Raw genomic sequence first — 17,468 nt, forward strand, 5'->3', positions numbered from 1 at the left:
CCCGCGTAGCCGGAACGGGGGACGTGCGATATCAGAGCCGCAGAAGAGCATCGGCGTCATTCTCCTGGGCACTAGACTCGCTCGAACCGCCACTAGCTTCATTGAATGAGGAGCCATGTCTGGGTACGACCGTGTAGTACAACCCGCGGCCGGAGACGAAGCCCTGGAGAACCATCTGGGCGGCGACGAGGCGCGCAACTACCGGCAATACGAGTTCGACATGGTTGCCCCGCACGTCGGCCGGTCGATGCTGGAGATCGGTTCCGGTCTCGGTCACTTCGCCGAGCAGTTCCTGCCCCGTCTCGACCGTCTCGTGACGAGCGACTTCGACCCCTACTGCGTCGAGCAGCTGGAGAAGCGGTTCGCCGACAACCCCGACGTGGGCGTGCTGCAGTTCGGGCTGCCGACCGACATCCCGCTTGAGGACAAGGTCGACACGGTCGTGCTGATGAACGTGCTGGAGCACATCGAGGAGGACGTCGAGGCGCTGCGGTCGCTGGCCCGCGTCACCCAGCCCGGCGGGAAGATCATCATCTGGGTGCCCGGCTACATGCAGCTCTACGGCGACTTCGACAAGAAGGTCGGCCACGTCACCCGCTACACCCCCAAGACGCTCGGCGCCACGGTGAAGGCGGCGGGGCTGGGTGTTCACACGCTGAAGCCGATCAACTTCCTGGGCGGCATCGCCTGGTGGGCGGCCGTGCGCCGCGGCGGCGTCGGCTACCCCGACCCGCGCCTGGTCAAGATCTACGACCGGACGGTCGTGCCGGCCACCCGGTTCATCGAGCGGTTCGTCACGCCGCCGTTCGGCCAGACCGTGTTCTGCGTCGCGACCGTCAAATAACTCAGGCTTTTCCCACCCTTCTCCTCCGGGCGCCACAGGCACGGAGGAGAAGGTGTGGCGCATGAGACGCCACTATGTGACCGATATGGGGCTTTTGGTGGGAGAAAAGCACCATACTTGAGCTCGCCATGAGTGAGACCAGGATCCTCGTCGTCGAAGACGACCCGAACATCCGCGACATCATCGAGGTGGCCCTCCGCTTCCACGGGTTCACCGTCAGGGCCGTGGCCAACGGGCGCGACGCGCTGCGCGAGTTCGCCGACCGCAGGCCCGACCTCATCGTGCTCGACGTGATGCTCCCCGACATCGACGGGTTCGAGATCTGCCGCCGGGTCAGGGCCGAGGGCGCGACCACGCCCGTCATCTTCCTGACCGCGCGCGACACCGTCTCCGACACCGTGCGCGGGCTCACCATGGGGGGCGACGACTACGTCACCAAACCGTTCTCGGTGGAGGCGCTGGTCGCGCGCGTGCGGGCGGTGCTGCGCCGGACGACCGTGCCCGACGTCGCGGAGCGTCCCAGCCGCGACGTGCTGCGGGTGGCCGACCTCGAACTCGACGAGGCCCGGTGGGAGGTGCGCCGCGGCGGGGTCAGGGTGGAGTTGTCGCCGACCGAGTTCCGGCTGCTCGCCTTCCTGATGGAACATCCCGGGCTGGTGCTGACCAAACGGCAGCTGCTCGACCAGGTCTGGGGGTACGGCGGTTCGTCGCAGGTGCTGGAGACGTACATCTCCTATCTGCGGCGGAAGCTGGACCCGCTCGGACCACCCCTGATCCACACGCAACGTGGCGTGGGATACGCTCTGCGGCCCTGACGAATCGGGGCCAGACGAAATGGCGTTGACGATGTCGCTCCGCTCCCGGCTGCTGGCCGGGCTGCTCGTGGTGAGCACGATCCTGCTGGTCGTCTTGTCGGTCACGAGCGCGGTGGTGCTCGAACAGCACCTCACGAGCCGGCTGGAGAGCCAGCTGCTGGCCGCCACCGCCACCGCCACCCGTCGGGTCGACGCCGTCGAGTCGGTCACCCAGGCGCTGGCCGGCTCGCCGTTCGCGGTCGCGCAGGTCAACCTCGAAACCGGCAGGCCCGCGCTGGTCAACGGCGACTTCCCGCAGTCGGCGAAGGTGCCGGGCATGCTCGCCGACCTCGGCGCCGACCGGCTCGGCGGGCACGCCGCCGCCGGGCGCACCTTCCAGCTGGGCGACGACCTGCTCGCGAGCGCGGCCAAGGACCGTACCGGAACCAGCATCGTGGTCGTGGCGGTGCCGCTCGACGCCGTCGGCGACCCGGTCCGCCACCTGCTGCTGGCCGAGCTCGTCACCGGCGGGCTGCTGATCGCGCTGCTGGCGCTGGGCGGGCGGCTGCTGATCGTGTCGGGCCTGTCGCCGCTCGACCGCATGTCGCGCACGGCCCTGCGCATCGCCCAGGGCGGCGACCTGTCGGCCCGGATGCCCGAGGGCGCCACCGAGGTCGGCCGGCTCGGCAGCGCCATCAACCTGATGCTCGACCGCATCTCCGGGGCGTTCCGCGACCGGTGGACCAGCGAGGAGCGGGTGCGCCGGTTCGCCGCCGACGCCTCCCACGAGCTGCGCACCCCGCTGTCGACGGTGCGCGGCTACGCCGAGCTCTACCGCGCGGGCGCGATCCCGCCCGAGGAGCTGCCCAAGATCATGGGCCGCATCGAGGACGAGGCCACCCGCATGGGCAACCTGGTCACCGAGATGCTGGAGCTGGCCCGCCTCGACAAGGGCGCCACCCTCAGCCTGGCCGCCACCGACCTGGCGGAGGTGGTCAGGGAGGCCGCCGCCGACGCGGGCGCGCTGAACCCCGGCTCCCCCATCGTCGTGAACGCCCCCGACTCGCTGGTCGCGGTGGTCGACGAGGCCAGGATCCGGCAGATCATGGTGAACCTGCTGGCCAACGTACGCGCCCACACCCCCGAAGGCACCCCCGCGCTGATCCACCTGGCGCAGGACGACGCCCGGGTGCTCCTGGAGATCACCGACCAGGGCCCGGGGATGCCGCCGGAGCAGGTCGCCCGCGCCTTCGACCGGTTCACCCAGGGCTCCTCGGAACGCGCCACCGGCGGCGCGGGCCTCGGCCTGGCCATCGTGAAGGCCATCACCGACGCGCACGGCGGGCGCTGCTGGATCACCTCGGCCCCGGGGAACGGGACGACCGTGCACGTGGCGCTGCCCACCGCGCGGGCGGTCGTGCTGAGCGAGGTCTAACCCCGGGCCTCGGCGCGGCCCTCGTCGCGGGCGCGGGCCAGCAGGTCCTCCAGATGCCTGCGGCGGCGCCGGGTGATCGCCCGGTAGGCGAAGAAGAGGGCCACGACCAGCGCGATCAGGGCCAGCTGCGGCCACGGGACCGTCCAGAGGGTCACGTCGGCGCTCATCGGGACGCCGCCCTCGACCGAGGGGGTCACGGTGACGTTCGCGGACATCGGGCCGAGGGCCCAGACGCCGCCGATCCTGGTCTCCACGGTCCGGCTGTCGCCGGGGAAGATCTCCGCCACGTCGGCCCGGCCGTCGCGGCCGGCCAGCCCGGTCAGGTCGCTGACCGCCACCGCGCCCGCGCCGCTCGCCGCGACGTTGCCCTTGTTGGTCGCGGTGTACTTCACCGTGACGGTGCCGGCCGAGAAGGGGTTCCACGGCTGCTCGTAGGCGGCCGACAGGCCGGTGACGCCCACTTCGGCCCTGATCGTGCCCGTGGCGCGCATCATGACGCGGAAGCCCACCCGGCTCTCCACGGCGACGGTCCCGCTGGCGCTGGTGACGGTGGCGGCGATGCCGGCGGGGTGGTCGCCGGGGGCGGCGTCCTTCGGCACGGTGACGGTGAACGGCACCACCGCGGTCGCGTTGGCCCCCACCTTGACCTCGTCCTGGACGTCGATCCAGGTGCCGCCGTCCTTCGAGGTCTGGTCGGACTGGAGCATGTTGAAGCGGCCCTTGTCGGTCAGGTAGCCGTCGGCTGCCTTGAGGGCGAAGACCGCCTCGCCGTCGCTGAAGTTGCGCACCGCCAGGTGCTCGGTCACGGTCTGGCCGGGGTCGAGGGACAGCTCGATCCAGCGGCGACCGTCGGGGCCGGCCGCGGACGCGGGCTGGACCGACCAGGTCAGCGTCGCGGGTTCGGCGTGGGCGGCGGCGGGCGTGAGCGGCACGGTGAACAGCACCGCCACGAGGACGGCGAGGAATCGGGTCATGGCGGCCTCCTCGGATGGGACGGGGGGCCGGGCGGCCCCCCGTCCAGGGGACTTACTCGAACAGGGACAGGGTCAGGGTGGAGCTGTAGGAACCGGCGGCGACGTCGGCCGGGGTCTTCAGGAACAGGTCGGCGTTGACGGTGTAGGCGCCCTCGGTGACCTCGCCGGAGTCGAAGGTCGAGACGAGCAGCTCCTGGTCGACCAGGCCGACGTTGTTGCCCGGCTGGGTCGGCTCGTCGAGGACGGTCACGACCTCCTCGCCCTCGGCGACCAGGCCGGTCTCGCCGCCGTCGATCAGGTTCGGCTTCCAGCCGAGGTGCCCGGCGCTGATGGCCGCCTGACCGGCGTCGCCGGTGAAGTCGGACGCGTTGCCGAGCACGGCCCACGCCGCGCCTTCGGGGATCTCGTCGCCGGTACGGGTGTCGGTGACCGTCACGGTCGGGAGGGTGCCGGTGAACTGGCGCTCCTCCAGGGTCGAGCCCTCCTCGGCCAGGGCGACCGAGTTGGCGGCGATGGACATGGCCAGGACGCCCGGCTCCTCGATCGGGGCGATCTCGACGGTCACCGCGACGTCGGTGCTGTCACCGGGGTCGGCCGCGGCCGAGCCGGGGAAGGCGACGGCGGTGGTCATGGCGACGGCGGCCGCGAGCAGCCATTTGTGCTGGATCTTCATGTGTTGCTCCACTTTGGGGGGTTGCTGGAACTTCAGGTGCAGGAGAGAGCGGTGTAGTCCTCCGCGTGTGCGGAGGTCGTCTCCCCGTCGGTGGCGGTGACGGTGACCGAGCCGGCCGCGATCGAGGCCACGCGGGTGGTGAAGGACTGGTAGGCGTTGGCGCCCGGCGCGACGCCGGTGAACGACTTCGTGCCGAAGGCGGTCGCGACGGTGAGGTCCACCGCGGCGTCGTGGTCGTTGCGCGCCTGCACGGCGACGTACGCCTTGCCGGCCAGGCAGCGCGGGGTGACCGTGACGCTCACGGCGAGCTCGGCGGGCTCCTCGGGAGCCGGTTCCTGGGCGAAGACCCGCCACTCCGTGATCGCGACCGCGGAGTAGGTGGCGCCGTTGCCGTTGGCCCGGATCGTGGCCCGCACGCGGGAGGTGGTGACGGGGGTGAAGGAGACGGAGTTGAACGCGGTCGTGCTGGTGCCGTAGCCGGACGGGTTCGGCACGTCCTTCCATTCCGAGGCGGCCTCGTCCCAGTACTGGAGCAGCCAGCCGTCGGGCTGGGCGACGCCCTCGCCGGTGCCCTGGTTGGAGTCGCGCCAGAACTTCAGCTCCGAGCTGACGATCCTGACCGGGCGGGACCATTCGTACTGCGTCCACTGGGTGGCCGGGCGGGTGCCCGACCAGGTGCCCCAGAGCTGCGCCTGGCTCGGGCTGGCCGGGTCGGCGTTGTCGTTCAGGGCGGTGACCGCGTTCCAGCCCGCCGTGTACGACGCGGTCGGCGTCGCGATCGGGGCGACGTTGCCGTTGAGCGGCGCCGACAGGTCGGCCGGGACGACGATCGTCTTGGCCGTTTCGACGTTGCCCGCCCGGTCGGCCGACCGGTACGACACCGTGTACTTGGCCGCGTCGGGCACCGAGACGACGCCCCCGGCGAGCGGGGTCCACGGGCCGGTGCCGATCGCGTACTCGATGGCCGCGACGCCCGAGGTGACGTCGGCCGCCAGGACCTTGACCGTCCGGTTGGCGTTCAGGGTCGCGACGGAGACCGGTGCGACCGAGTCGATCTTCACCGCCAGCGAGGCCGGGTCGGAGACGTTGCCCGCGCGGTCGGTCGCCTTGGCGGTGACGGTGTGCTCGCCCTCGCCGGTCACGGTGGCGTCGGCCACGCGGGTGTCGGTGGTCACGACGGGAGCCGCGTCGCCGACCCTGGTCTCGATGGTCATCCGGCCGCCGCTGTCGTCGACGCCGTCGACCCTGACCCTGACCGGCGACCGCCACCAGCCGTTGTTCCCGGCGCTGCCGCTCGGGGTGAGCGTCAGCGCGGGCTTGGTCACGTCGCCTTCGGTGCCCTCCGGCGACAGGACGGTGACCTGGGCGGTCACCCGTCCCGCCGCGTACCCGAGCACGGTCCCACCGACCGGGAACGTGCCGGGCGCGGCGACCTGTCCGGCGGTCACGGCGTCCCAGAAGACCGGGATCCGCAACGTCTCGCCGCCGAAGACGACCGGGACGGTGCCGGGCAGGTCGCGCTCGCCGACCTCGACCCTGATGGCGGGCGGGGTGACGTCAGCGGGCTGGGCGGCCAGGATCTTCCACTCCTCCACCGCCACGGCCGAGTAGGTGCTGCCGTTGGTGGAGGCGTTGAAGGTCGCCCGCACCTGCGTGGTCGTGACGGGGTCGAAGTTGGTGTTCTGGAAGCCCTGCGTGCCGGTCGGGTAGCCGCTCGCGCCGGGCAGGTCGGCCCACTGGCCGGTGGCGAGGTTCCAGTACTGGATCTTCCAGCTGGCGGGGGCCGCGACGCCCACGCCGGTGCCCTGCGCCGAGTCGTTCCAGAAGTCGATCTGCGAACCGGAGATCCGCATCGGCTGGTCCCAGGTGTACTGGGCCCACTGCTGCGGCGGGTTGCTGCCGGTCCAGGTGCCCCACATGTCCGGCGGCAGCGGGTTGGGCCGCACGATCTCGTCGTTGAGCGACTTGATCCAGTACTGGGTGGGGACGGGCTCGTTGGAGACCGCGGCCTTCGCCTCCTGCGCGATGTTCGCGCGCGGGGTGAGGTCGCGTCCCTTGACCGGCGTCGGTGTGACGAGCTTCATGCGCGGCGGGTTCTGGGTGTCGTCCCACTCGACCGGGTCGATGGCGACCGACCGGCGGAAGTGGTTGCCGCCGACGGCGTCGGCCGTGTGGTAGGCGATGTACCACTTGCCGTCGAACTCCAGGATGCCCGGGTGGCTGGTGGTCGAGGAGACCGGCCGGAGCATGGTGCCCCGGTAGGTCCAGGGGCCCTCGGGGGCCGTGGCGGTCGCGTAGGCGATGCAGGCGTGGTAGTTCGCCGGGGTGCACTGCGAGGTCGGGCCGGCGTTGTTGCCGGCGTACGCCATGTAGTAGGTGCTGCCCCGCTTGAACGCCCAGGCCGCCTCGAAGAAGCCGGTCAGGCCGGTGACGGTGCGCTGGGTGGTGACGGGGGTCTTCATGTCGGCGGCGAGTTCCAGCATTCTCAGGTTGCTGAACGATCCCCACCAGAGGAAGACCCGCTGACCGTCGACCAGGATCGTCGGGTCGATGTTGTGGATGGTGTTGGCCGTGGGCACCCGCTGGGAGACCAGCGGCCCGCCCACGTGGTCGGTCCACGGGCCGGTCGGCGAGGCCGAGACGGCGACCCCGATGGCGAACTTGTCGGAGGCCGGGCTGTCGCGCTCGTTGATCGGGACGTACCAGTAGTAACGGCCGTCGAGGCCCTTGACGACCTGGCCCGCGTAGGCGCGGCCGGGGGTGGCCCAGGAGAACACCGCTTCTGGGCGCATCAGCGAGGGGTGGTGGGTCCACTGGCCCGACTCCACGTCGGAGGTCGCGAACGCGCCCCACTCGTTCATGATGAAGTCGTTGGTGGTGGGCCCGGCCTGGTCGTGGCCGGTGTAGATGAACAGCTGGTCGTCGACGACCAGGGGGGCCGGGTCGGCGGAGTAGTAGCTGCCGTCCTTCAGGATCGGGTTGACGGTGCTGGTGAAGGTGTACGAGTCGGCGGCATGGGCCGGGCCGGGGAGCCCGACCAGGCAGGCGGCCACGAGTGAGGCGGCGGCCGCCGCCCTTATGGCGATCTTCAAGGTGCTCTTCCTTACCGTCGGCACGAGTGGCGGCGCCCCGTGGGGAGCGCCGCCACCGGGGGGTGCTAGCCGCAGTTGTGCGCGCTGTAGGGCACCGTCGCCGTCTCGGTGACCGACTGGCCACCCACGGTTCCGGTGACCTTCACGGTCGCGGTGCCTGCCGGGATCGACTTGGCGCGGGTGTTGAACGACTGGAAGGCGTTCTTGCCCGGCGCCACGTTGGCCACGGTCTTCGATCCGTACGGCGTGATGAGCTCGATCGTGAGCGGCCCATCGCCGTCGTTGCGGACGTTGAGCGAGACGTAGGCGTTCGTGCCCGTGCACTGGGTCTTCGGCGTGGCGGTGGTCGCGAACTGCGGACCGCCCTCACCGACGACCAGCTTCAGCGTGGTCTGGGTGGTGCCCGCCTGGCTGACGTAGGACGGCAGGACCAGGTCGCCGATGATGGTGTACGTCCCGTCGGTGTTCACCACCGCGGGGTTGTACCGCCAGTTCACGCCGATGGCCTGGTTGTCGCGCGAGCCGTCGTTGTAGGACACCGAGACCTTGGTGGGCAGGACCGGCTGCTCACCGACGTCGACGTGCTGCTCGAACGACTCGGCGCCCTGGATCGAGATGCCGCCCTCCGACATCTCGGGACGCACGTAGACCCGCGCCTCGGCGATCAGGCCGTAGGCGTCGTTGGTGCCGTACACCACGAACGGGTCGACGTTGGTCTCGGCGACCATGTCGGCGGTGATGGGCTGCCAGTTGAAGGCCACCTGGGCGGGGTCGCCGCTCGTGTACTTGGCGTCCAGCGTCGCGGGCAGGGTCGGGATCATGCCGACGCCGGTCCGGATGAGCACCGGGGAGGCCACCGAGTCGATGGTCTCGCCGTTGGCGCGCCAGCGCAGCACGCCGGTGCCGGCGCCGCCGGTCATCAGGCCCCAGATCCGGATGCGGATGCGGCTCGTGCTGACCGGGGTGAAGTTGAACTTGTTGTAGGCGTTGGTGTTCAGGCCGGCCGCGTACGTGGAGCCTCCGGTGAGGGTGACGGGCGTCCAGGTGGTGCCGTCGTTGGAGGTCTCGATGGCGTACGTGGTGGCCGTCGGGCGGCGGGTGCCGCCGTTGTCGTCGTACCAGTAGATGTCGGTCGAGGAGAGCCGGACCGGCGCCGTCCAGGTGTACTGGAGGTAGGCCTCGTTGGCGACGGAGGTGCCGTTGCGCGGCTGGCCCCAGTTGCCCCAGCCGTTGCCGGAGCCCGGGTTGGAGCTGCTCGGCGTGGTGGCCTCGTTGACGCGGCTCTGGTTCTCCCACGACGCGGAGCCGCTGGAGGAGATCGTGGCCGTGGAGCCGAACTCGGCGCTGACGGCCTTCTTGGCGAGGGTCACCGCGACGGTCGTGGTCGTGCGCTTCGCGCCGTCGTCGGCGAAGAACCGGAAGACGTAGTCGCCCTCGACGGTGCCGGTCACGCGGGTGGCCAGCGCCTTGGAGTCGGTGAAGATGACGCCCGCGCCGGCCGGCGCCGAGACGGTCTCCCAGCCGTAGGCGAGCTCGTTGTCGTAGGGCACGCCGTCGTCGGAGGCGGTGCCGACGATCCGGGTCGACAGGTTGCCGTCCTGCGAGGCGTCCCGGGTGGCGGTGACGGACGGGGCCTGGTTGGTGACGTCCGGGACCTCACGGCCGGAGTCGAAGACCTGGATCTCGGCGATCGCGGTGTAGTAGCTCGGGTTGTTGGTGAAGGCGATGCGCACCTTGTCGGTGGTCACCGAGTCGAACAGCGCCTCGTTGAACTTCGCGGTGGAGACGGCCGGGTTCTTGAACTGACCCGGCACCTCCTTCCAGCCGCCGTTGCCGTCGGGCACCTGGACCCACCAGCGGGCGGGCTCGTGGTAGCCGCCGGCCTGGCGGTCGCTGACGAAGAACGCCTTGACGTTGTCGAACGACTTGGCCGAGCCCAGGTTCAGCTCGACGTAGCCGTTCTTGTCGGTGGTGCCGTAGTTGCCCCAGTAGGGCTCGTTGGCGGTCACCCCGTCGTTGACGGCCGCCAGCGCCACGGGACGCTCCAGCTCCTTGATGGCGCCGGGGGTGTAGTTCATCTGGGTGGAGCTGTAACCGGGCGTGTGGAACTGCCGCCACGAAGCCGGGCGCGCGCCCTGCTGGGTGTACGACGAGGTCAGGCTCGCGCCCTTCGCCAGGTTCGGCGAGTCCTCGGTGAGGTCGATGCCGGCCGTCTTGAGGTAGGAGACGACGCGCTCGTCCTCGATGGGGGTGTTCAGCGACGACGGGAAGTCGTCGCCCTCGGTGGCCGTGAAGGTGACGGTGACGCCGGCCCCGGGGGTGACCGTGTTGGTCTTGGGGTCGTAGGTCACCTGGCCCAGCTTGTCGACGGCGAACTTGCGCTCACCGTTGAGGAACAGGCTGTAGCCCGAGCCCAGGCCGTAGGCGGTGCCGTCGGGGTCCCAGACGAGGGTGACGTCCTGGCCGTGGTACTTCAGGTTGTTGACCATGAAGTGCTCGTAGCCCAGGTTGATCGGCCACAGCTCGATCTTGTCGTCGGTGCGCGGCTGGATGCCGCCCATGTCCTCGACGAAGATGTAGTTCATGTTCCCGAGCATCACGTGGTTCGGGTTGTTGCGGTTGTACGTCTTGGTGGTCGGGTTCCAGTTGGAGTAGTACTCCGACTGGTTCGGCGCCCGCATGTCACCGGCCGGGTAGATGCTCCACGCCATCCAGTCGAGCAGGCGCTTGGCGTAGGCCGGGGTGATGTACTTGCCCGCCGGGTCGTAGTGCCGCAGGGCCGACCGCACCGCGCGGTACTGCACGGTGAAGTTGATGTTGGAGAAGTTGTTCGAGCCGCCGACGCCGTAGGCCGTCTTGTCGTACTGGTTGGCGGTGTAGAACGGGAAGATCGGGAAGTTGTCGCCGTAGGTCAGGAAGCGGTAGCCGTCGACGTACTTGGAGGCCTGGTCGAAGGGGATCAGGTTCTCGGAGTAGACGTCGTAGAGGTTCGACTCCTTGGCCGGGATCAGCCCGCGCGAGGCGGCCGGCAGCGGGTTGGCGGTCCCGTTGGAGCTGGCGGCGCTGGTGGCGCCGTGTGAGGTGGCGGCCAGGAACATCTTCATGTCCGGGCTCCACAACTTGGTCAGGATCGCGTTCTTGATGGCGTCGGCGTTGGTCGACATCTCGTCGACCTTGGCCTGGTCGGCGCCGGCGATCGTGTAGAGCTGCCGGGCGGCGTCGAAGGCGCCCCACACGTACGCCGACTCCGGACGCTCGATGGTCCGGGCGCCCGGCGCGCCGCCGCCGCTCTTCGGGAACCCGAAGGAGATGGCGTCGGAGTCGTTGCCCGGCATGTAGTTGGTGTCGTACGCGATCAGCTTGTCGTTGTTGCCGTCGTAGTGCTCGAGCTGGCCCTTGCCGTCGCCCTCGAAGTAGTGGGCGAACTTCTGGGCGATCTCCTTGCCGCCACCGTGCACCCCGTAGGCCTCCAGGCCCGCGGTGCCGATGTACTGCGAGTAGTGGTTGTTCCAGCTGGTGTGACCCGGGCTGTCCAGGAACGCCGAGGAGCCCGAGAGCTCACCGATGTTGAGGATCTGGCCATAGGGCAGGTAGGGCGTCCGCAGCCACTTGGTGTCCTGCAGGTGCATCGGCTGCGTCAGGGCCACGGCGTTCTGGTAGAGGTTCACGCCCTCGATCGTCGTGGGGTACTGGTAGACGTAGCCGGTCGCGTTGGCGTCGAGGCTGTTGTAGCGCTCGCCCCACCAGCGGTAGACGATGGCCTTTTCGAGCGCCGGGTCGGGCACGTCGATGTAGGGCACGTCCTTGGCCCACTGGCGGTTGAAGGCGGTGATGCCGTCCTTGACCGCTTCGGCCGGGCTCTTCTGGGCGTAGGCGTTGTATTCGGTCGTCGCCTGCGGCAGCGAGTCCTGCGTGACCGCGCCGACGACCGACAGCGAGATGGAGCCGCCCGCCGGGACGGTGACCTCACGGTCGAGGTTGGCGCCGGTCCGGGTGAACCCGTTTCCGGTCAGGTTGACCCTGATCTGGTTCCACGGGGAGTCGATGGTGCCGTTGTTCGAACCACTCATGATGGTCCGCGTGCCGGTCAGTTCGGCGTTGCCGCCGCCCGCCTGGGTCGCGAGCGGGGAGGCCGCGCGGACGGTGAACGTGGCCGCCGACTCGCCGGGGTTGTTGAAGGTGATCGCGGTGACCGCGACGTTCTCGTACGTGATGAACTTCGTCAGATCGGCGGTGACGCCGGTGCTGCCGACCGTGTACTGGCTCTTGGCGTGGGAGGGCGCGTTGAACCGGTTGGCGTTGACCTCGGTCACGGTCTGGCCGGGCACGGTGACCGTGTAGAAGTTGCCGAGGCTGTTCGGGCCGCCGACGAACGCGCTGCCGGCGAAGCCCATGGTGGTGAAGTTGGCGTTGCTCGCGCCGCGCATGTAGAGCGAGCGGCCCCGGGTCATCAGCACGGCCGCCCCGAGGGGACCCTTCACGCCCAGGACGCGGTCGAGGTAGTAGTCGGTCCCGCCCGCGGCGAGGTCCTTGTCGAAGATCGACTGGTGCATGCTCGACGCGGTGAACGGGACGCCGGGCTTCACCTGGTTGGCGACGTCGCCGACGTTGGCGTAGACCGGGTCGCCGATCTCCATCGCGTGGTTCTGGCCGTTGGTGTAGACGCCGACGTCGCCTTCGTTTCCGGGGAGAATCGGCGACGCGGCATAGGCGGCGGGAGGCAGGCTGACCAGGCCCGCCACAGTGAGCGCAGCCAGGGCGAGCCACGTGGGCGCCCTGCCTGTGCGTCTGGTGCTCATTTAGACTTCCTCCAGGTACCGGGATCGGGCGGTGTCGACGGGAAGCCAGACCCGCATGGTCGCGGGCCCGTGGTTGCCCCAGCGGTGGTAGGCCACCAGCCGCAGGGTGATCGGCTCCTCGTCCGGGGTTTCCTTCTCGGCCGTGTACGGCCAGCCGGTCGGCGCCCCTGAGATGAGCGCCGCTTTGACGTCCAGTTCGACGGCGCCGTCGACCACGTGCTCCACGGCCGCGTCGGGCCGGACCACGACCTCGGCCAGCGGAGGGACGTCCCCCGCCGATTCGGCGCAGTAGACCAGCGGGCCGCGCTCGATCGCGACGCTGCCCCTGAGCGCGTCGATCCGGGCGTCCGGCACCGTCCATCGGGAGACGACGGGCAGGTCGAGGGTGATGACGTCGCCCGGACGCCACCCGCCGTCGACCTCGGCGACGGCGTAGCCGGGCGGGACCGCCCGCCGCGTCTCGCCGTAGGAGAGGGTCGCGCCTTCGGCCCACGCGGGCACCCGTAAGGAGATCGGCCCGGTCCCGCCCTCGGCCACCGTGACGGCGACCCGGCCCGACCACGGGTAGTCGGTTTCCACGTTGAGCACGAGCCCGTCGTGCCGGATCTCCGCGGGCGTGTGGTGGTGGACGCGCACGCCCGCCCCGTCGGCCGCCGCGACGTAGGCGGGCAACGAGGCGAACGTCCGGGCGATGTTGCTCGGGCAGCAGGACACCGTGAACCACGGCGAGCGCAGCCCGCCCTCGGCCGCCAGGTTGATCCCGTCGAGCGGCTCGGCCGGCACCCGGACCTGGAGGGGGTTGGCGTAGAAGAACGACTTGCCGTCGAGCGCCGGCGAGGTGGCCAGCACGTTGTAGAGCGTGCGTTCGGCCAGGTCGGCGTAGCGCACGTCGCCGGTGGCCAGCAGCAGCCGGTGGGCGAGCATGAACGAGGCGACGCCCGCGCAGGTCTCCGAGTAGGCCCGGTCGGACGGCAGCTCGAAGTCCTCCCCGAACGACTCGCCGAAGTGGCGCGAGCCCATCCCGCCGGTGAGGTAGGTGCGCCGGGCGATCGTCGACTCCCACTGCGCCTCGACGGTCTTCAGCAGGTCGAGGTCGCCGGTCTCGACCGCGACGTCGACGACCCCGGAGGCCAGGTAGAGCGCCCGCACGGCGTGGCCGTGGAACACCCTGGCCCGCCGGACCGGGACGTCGTCCTGGAAGTAGCTCCGGCCGAACTCGATGTCGGCCAGCGCGGGCAGCCCCCGGCGGTCGACGAACCGGCGGGCCATCTCCAGGTAACGTTCCACACCGGTCGCCCGAAAGAGCTCGACCAGGGCCATCTCGACCACCGGGTGCCCGCAGGTCTCGGTGGTCTCCATGAACCGGTCGCACACGTGGTCGGCGACCCGGCGCACGACCTGGGTGAGTTCGTCCTCGCCGTGCGTGCGCAGGCGGGCGACCCCGGCCTGGATGAGGTGGCCGTAGCAGTAGAGCTCGTGGCCCCACTCGAAGTCGGTGTAGCGGGCGTGCCTCCAGCGGGTGTTGAGGTAGCCGTCGGCCTCCTGGGCGCGGGCCACGATCCCGGCCAGTTCCGGCAGCGCCGGGTGGTCGGCCCAGGCCAGGCCCTCCAGCAGCTTGTAGATCTCCGAGTCGCTGAACTCCCGGCCGCGACGTGGCAACTCGCCCCGGAAGTTGGCGATCCAGCCCTCCTTCTCCATCCATTCCTGGCAGTGGGCCATGGTGACCTCGCGGTTCAGCACGACCCGGTCGCCCCAGAAGCCGGGCGCGAGGCGCACGGCGTCCAGGCCGAGGGGGGACAGCACGCCGGAGGAGGGCAGCACAGGACTAGCCACGCAGAGCTCCTGACATGAATCCGCGCACGTAGTGGCGCTGGAGGACGAGGAAGAGCAGCAGACAGGGGATCGCCATGACCATGACGCCGGCCTGCAACATGCCGTAGTCGATGGCGCCGAACGTGTTCTGCGTCATGCTGACCACCGCGACCGGCAGCGTGAAGCTGGCGCCGTCGTTGAGCAGGATCAGCGGGGCGAAGAAGTCGTTCCAGGACGCCAGGAACGCGAACAGCCCGACGGTGACCATGGCCGGCCGCACCGCCCGGAGCAGGATGCGGACGAACGCCCGGAAGGTGGTGCAGCCGTCGACCAGCGCCGCCTCCTCCAGTTCCTTCGGCAGCGCCTCGAAGGCGTTGCGCATCATGAACAGCGCGAACGGCAACTGGAACATGACGAACACCAGGGCCACGCCGACCAGGGAGTTCTGCAGCCCGATGTAGCCGAGCAGCACGTACAGCGGGATCAGCACGGTCGCGTACGGCACCATCAGGATCGCCAGGGTGGCCAGGAACAGCAGGTTCTTGCCGGGGAAGGCGAACCGGGCGAAGGCGTAGCCGCCGAGCGCCGAGACGACCAGGGTGCCCGCGACGGTCATCACCGAGACCAGCACGCTGTTGCTCAGGTAGGTGCCGAGCCCTTCGCCGAACCGGGCCATCTCGACGTAGTTGCCCGGCTCCTCCATGGACGCCCACCCGCTCCACACCAGGGGGAACAGGAACAGCACGGCCAGGGCCGACATGGTGGTGTAGTACCTCACTCCGGCCTCCTGAGCACCCGCATCTGCAGGGCGTTGAGCGCGACGAGGGCGATGAGCAGCACGACCGACAGGGCGGCCGCGCCGCCGAGGTCGAACCGGAGGAAGGCGTCGCGATAGATGACCATGACCATCGAGACGGTGCTGTTGTCCGGGCCGCCGTTGGTGAAGATGAAGAACTGGTCGAAGGCCAGCAGCGAGCCGGTGATGCTCATGATCAGCATCAGCGCGATCGTGGGGCGCAGCAGCGGCAGCGTGATCCGGCGGAAGATCACCCAGCGGCTCGCGCCGTCGGTCCTGGCCGCTTCGTACACCGCGACCGGGATGGCCTGCAGGCCGGTGAGCAGGATGAGCATGTTGAACCCGGCGAAGCGCCAGAGCACGAGCGTGATCGTGGAGAACAGCGCCATGTTCGGCGTGCCGATCCAGCTCACCGGTTCGTCGATGATCCCCAGGGTCCGCAGGATCGGGTCGATCGGGCCGAAGTCGCTGTTGAGCATGCCGTAGAAGAGCAGCGCCGCCGCCGCGAAGCCGACCGCCCCGGGCAGGAAGAACGCGGTGCGGAAGAACCCCACGCCGGGCCTGCGCTCCTGGACGAGCAGAGCCAGGCCCAGCGCGAACAGCGAGAGCACGACCGTGATGATCACGGTGTACTTGAGCGTGAACCACACGGCGTCGGCGAAGAGCGGGTTGTCGGCGATCTTGGTGTAGTTGGCCGGGACGTTGAGCTTGGCCTCGCCCAGCAGGGGCCACCGGTTCAGTGACATCCAGCCGACGAGGACGAGCGGCGCCAGGAAGAGCACGACCACGATGAGGGCGGTCGGGCCGGCGTACAACCAGCCCTGTGCTCCTTGACGGCGCCACCAGGGCGGCGGCGCAGCGGCGGCGGAGGAACCGCCGCGCGCCGCACGCCCACGGGGACGTGTCAGGGTCGTCATGACTGCAGGGAGGCGTTGATCGCAGCGTTGAGCTCGGTCACCTTGGCGGCGTCGCCGAAGATCGCCTCACGGGCGAGGCGGAGGAAGGGCCCCTGCGGGTCGTTGAAGCTCTCGCCGAACTTCAGCGCCATCGGGGTCTGGCCCTTGCCGACCAGCGAGTTGATCAGGACCACCCGGGGGTCCTCGGCGGAGTACTTGTTGTTGGCCAGGTCGACCCGGGCGAGCACGTCCTTGTTCTTGGCCATGACCTCGACCTGGGCCTCGTCCGAGACCGACCAGGACAGGAAGTCCCACGCGGCGTCGGCGTTCTTGCTGGTGGACGAGATGCCGACGGAGTCGCCGCCCACGAAGGTCGACTCGCCGCCGTCGGGGCCGGCGATGGGCGCGACGCCGATCTTCATGTCGGCCGGCATCGAGCCGAGCGTCGTCGACGGCATCGGCATGACGCCGATCTCACCCTTGGGGAAGAAGCCGGTCCAGGTCGGGCCCTGCTCCTCCTTGGTGGTCGCGCCGGTGACGCCCTTCTCGAACAGGCCGCGGTAGATCGCGAACACGTCGGTCATCGGCGACTTGTCGTTGAGGGACTCGGTGCCCTCCGGGTTGAGCGTCTGGCCGCCGGCGGCCCACACCGAGGGCCAGAAGGTGAAGACGTAGCAGCCGCCACAGTTGCCGCCGAAGAAGGTGCCGCTGACCTTGCCGTCCTTGCCGAGCTTTTCGTCGACGGCGGTGGCCTGCTCGGCGAACTCCTTGAGGGAGGTCGGGCCCTTCTCCGGGTCGAGCCCGGCCTTCTCGTAGAGGTCCTTGTTCCAGAACCAGACCGACAGGTCGAGCGTGTGCGGGAGGGTGTAGTTCTTCCCCTCCATGGTGCCGAGCTTCATGTGCGAGGGGGCCAGGCTGTCCTTGAACGGCAGCGCCGCGACCCGGTCGGTGATGTCCATGAACAGGCCCTGCGAGGTGTAGTTGGGCACGAACACCACGTCGGAGGCGAAGATGTCGGGTAACTGGCCCGCGCCGGCCGCCGCGGCGACCCTCGGCTGGTAGTTGTCCGTCGGGATGACGGTCAGTTTCACCTGGTTCTTGTGGCTCGCGTTGTAGGCCTGGACCAACCGCTCGCTCTGGGCCTGGGTGGCCGCCCGCGTCCACATCGTCACCTCGACGCCCGCGTCGGGGGCGGCGGACTGCCCGGCGGCCTGCTGCTGTTCGCCACCACCCGAACCGCCGCACGCCGACACCAACGACACCAACGCGACCACGGCAGCGCTGACCAGCACACGTGACCTCATGGCCCTGCTCCTTCCGATACCCCCCGAACGAACGACCGAAATCACCTAA

Annotated in this window: 11 protein-coding genes; 3 read left to right on the forward strand and 8 right to left on the reverse strand. The window is 69.8% G+C overall.

Going from position 1 to position 17,468, the window contains the following annotated elements; translation table 11 throughout:
- Positions 1 to 115: 115 nt before the first annotated feature.
- The 3 genes from AW271_RS16875 (at position 116) to AW271_RS16885 (ending at position 3,073) form a co-directional block, all read left to right on the forward strand.
- Complete coding sequence (locus tag AW271_RS16875) at positions 116 to 844, forward strand: class I SAM-dependent methyltransferase (protein ID WP_062337820.1); 729 nt, start codon at positions 116 to 118, stop codon at positions 842 to 844.
- A gap of 128 nt (positions 845 to 972) precedes the next feature.
- On the forward strand, positions 973 to 1,659 hold the full coding sequence (locus AW271_RS16880) for a response regulator transcription factor (RefSeq protein ID WP_062337823.1): 687 nt from the start codon (positions 973 to 975) through the stop codon (positions 1,657 to 1,659).
- Between the two features lie 31 nt (positions 1,660 to 1,690).
- Complete coding sequence (locus tag AW271_RS16885; protein WP_063818022.1) at positions 1,691 to 3,073, forward strand: sensor histidine kinase; 1,383 nt, start codon at positions 1,691 to 1,693, stop codon at positions 3,071 to 3,073.
- Here AW271_RS16885 and AW271_RS16890 read toward each other — a convergent pair.
- The 8 genes from AW271_RS16890 to AW271_RS16925 form a co-directional block, all read right to left on the reverse strand.
- Positions 3,070 to 4,047 (reverse strand): WxL protein peptidoglycan domain-containing protein, encoded by a 978-nt coding sequence (locus AW271_RS16890; RefSeq protein ID WP_062337828.1) that lies wholly within the window; start codon positions 4,045 to 4,047, stop codon positions 3,070 to 3,072. The two genes, AW271_RS16885 and AW271_RS16890, sit on opposite strands and share 4 nt — an antisense overlap.
- Positions 4,048 to 4,099: 52 nt before the next feature.
- Positions 4,100 to 4,720: a hypothetical protein gene (locus AW271_RS16895; protein WP_062337829.1), complete on the reverse strand. Its 621-nt coding sequence runs from the start codon at positions 4,718 to 4,720 to the stop codon at positions 4,100 to 4,102.
- A gap of 32 nt (positions 4,721 to 4,752) precedes the next feature.
- Positions 4,753 to 7,812, reverse strand: coding sequence for a family 43 glycosylhydrolase (locus AW271_RS16900; protein WP_063818011.1), 3,060 nt, complete (start codon positions 7,810 to 7,812; stop codon positions 4,753 to 4,755).
- A gap of 65 nt (positions 7,813 to 7,877) precedes the next feature.
- A complete protein-coding gene (locus tag AW271_RS16905; RefSeq protein ID WP_218008075.1) occupies positions 7,878 to 12,611 on the reverse strand; it encodes a discoidin domain-containing protein in 4,734 nt (1,577 codons plus the stop codon).
- Entirely contained in the window at positions 12,612 to 14,444 is a 1,833-nt protein-coding gene (locus tag AW271_RS16910) for a glycoside hydrolase family 127 protein (protein ID WP_062337831.1), read from the reverse strand.
- Positions 14,437 to 15,201, reverse strand: coding sequence for a carbohydrate ABC transporter permease (locus tag AW271_RS16915; protein ID WP_218008076.1), 765 nt, complete (start codon positions 15,199 to 15,201; stop codon positions 14,437 to 14,439). The genes AW271_RS16910 and AW271_RS16915 overlap by 8 nt, the downstream gene beginning before the upstream one ends.
- Positions 15,198 to 16,136: a carbohydrate ABC transporter permease gene (locus tag AW271_RS16920; protein ID WP_062337834.1), complete on the reverse strand. Its 939-nt coding sequence runs from the start codon at positions 16,134 to 16,136 to the stop codon at positions 15,198 to 15,200. Before AW271_RS16920 ends, AW271_RS16915 begins: the two co-directional genes overlap by 4 nt.
- Positions 16,133 to 17,419 carry an ABC transporter substrate-binding protein gene (locus tag AW271_RS16925; RefSeq protein WP_062337836.1) on the reverse strand — a complete coding sequence of 429 codons (1,287 nt, stop codon included), beginning with the start codon at positions 17,417 to 17,419 and terminating at the stop codon, positions 16,133 to 16,135. Before AW271_RS16925 ends, AW271_RS16920 begins: the two co-directional genes overlap by 4 nt.
- Positions 17,420 to 17,468: the final 49 nt, after the last annotated feature.

It is taken from the genome of Herbidospora sakaeratensis (assembly GCF_001570525.1).
In the GTDB taxonomy this organism is placed as follows: domain Bacteria; phylum Actinomycetota; class Actinomycetes; order Streptosporangiales; family Streptosporangiaceae; genus Herbidospora; species Herbidospora sakaeratensis.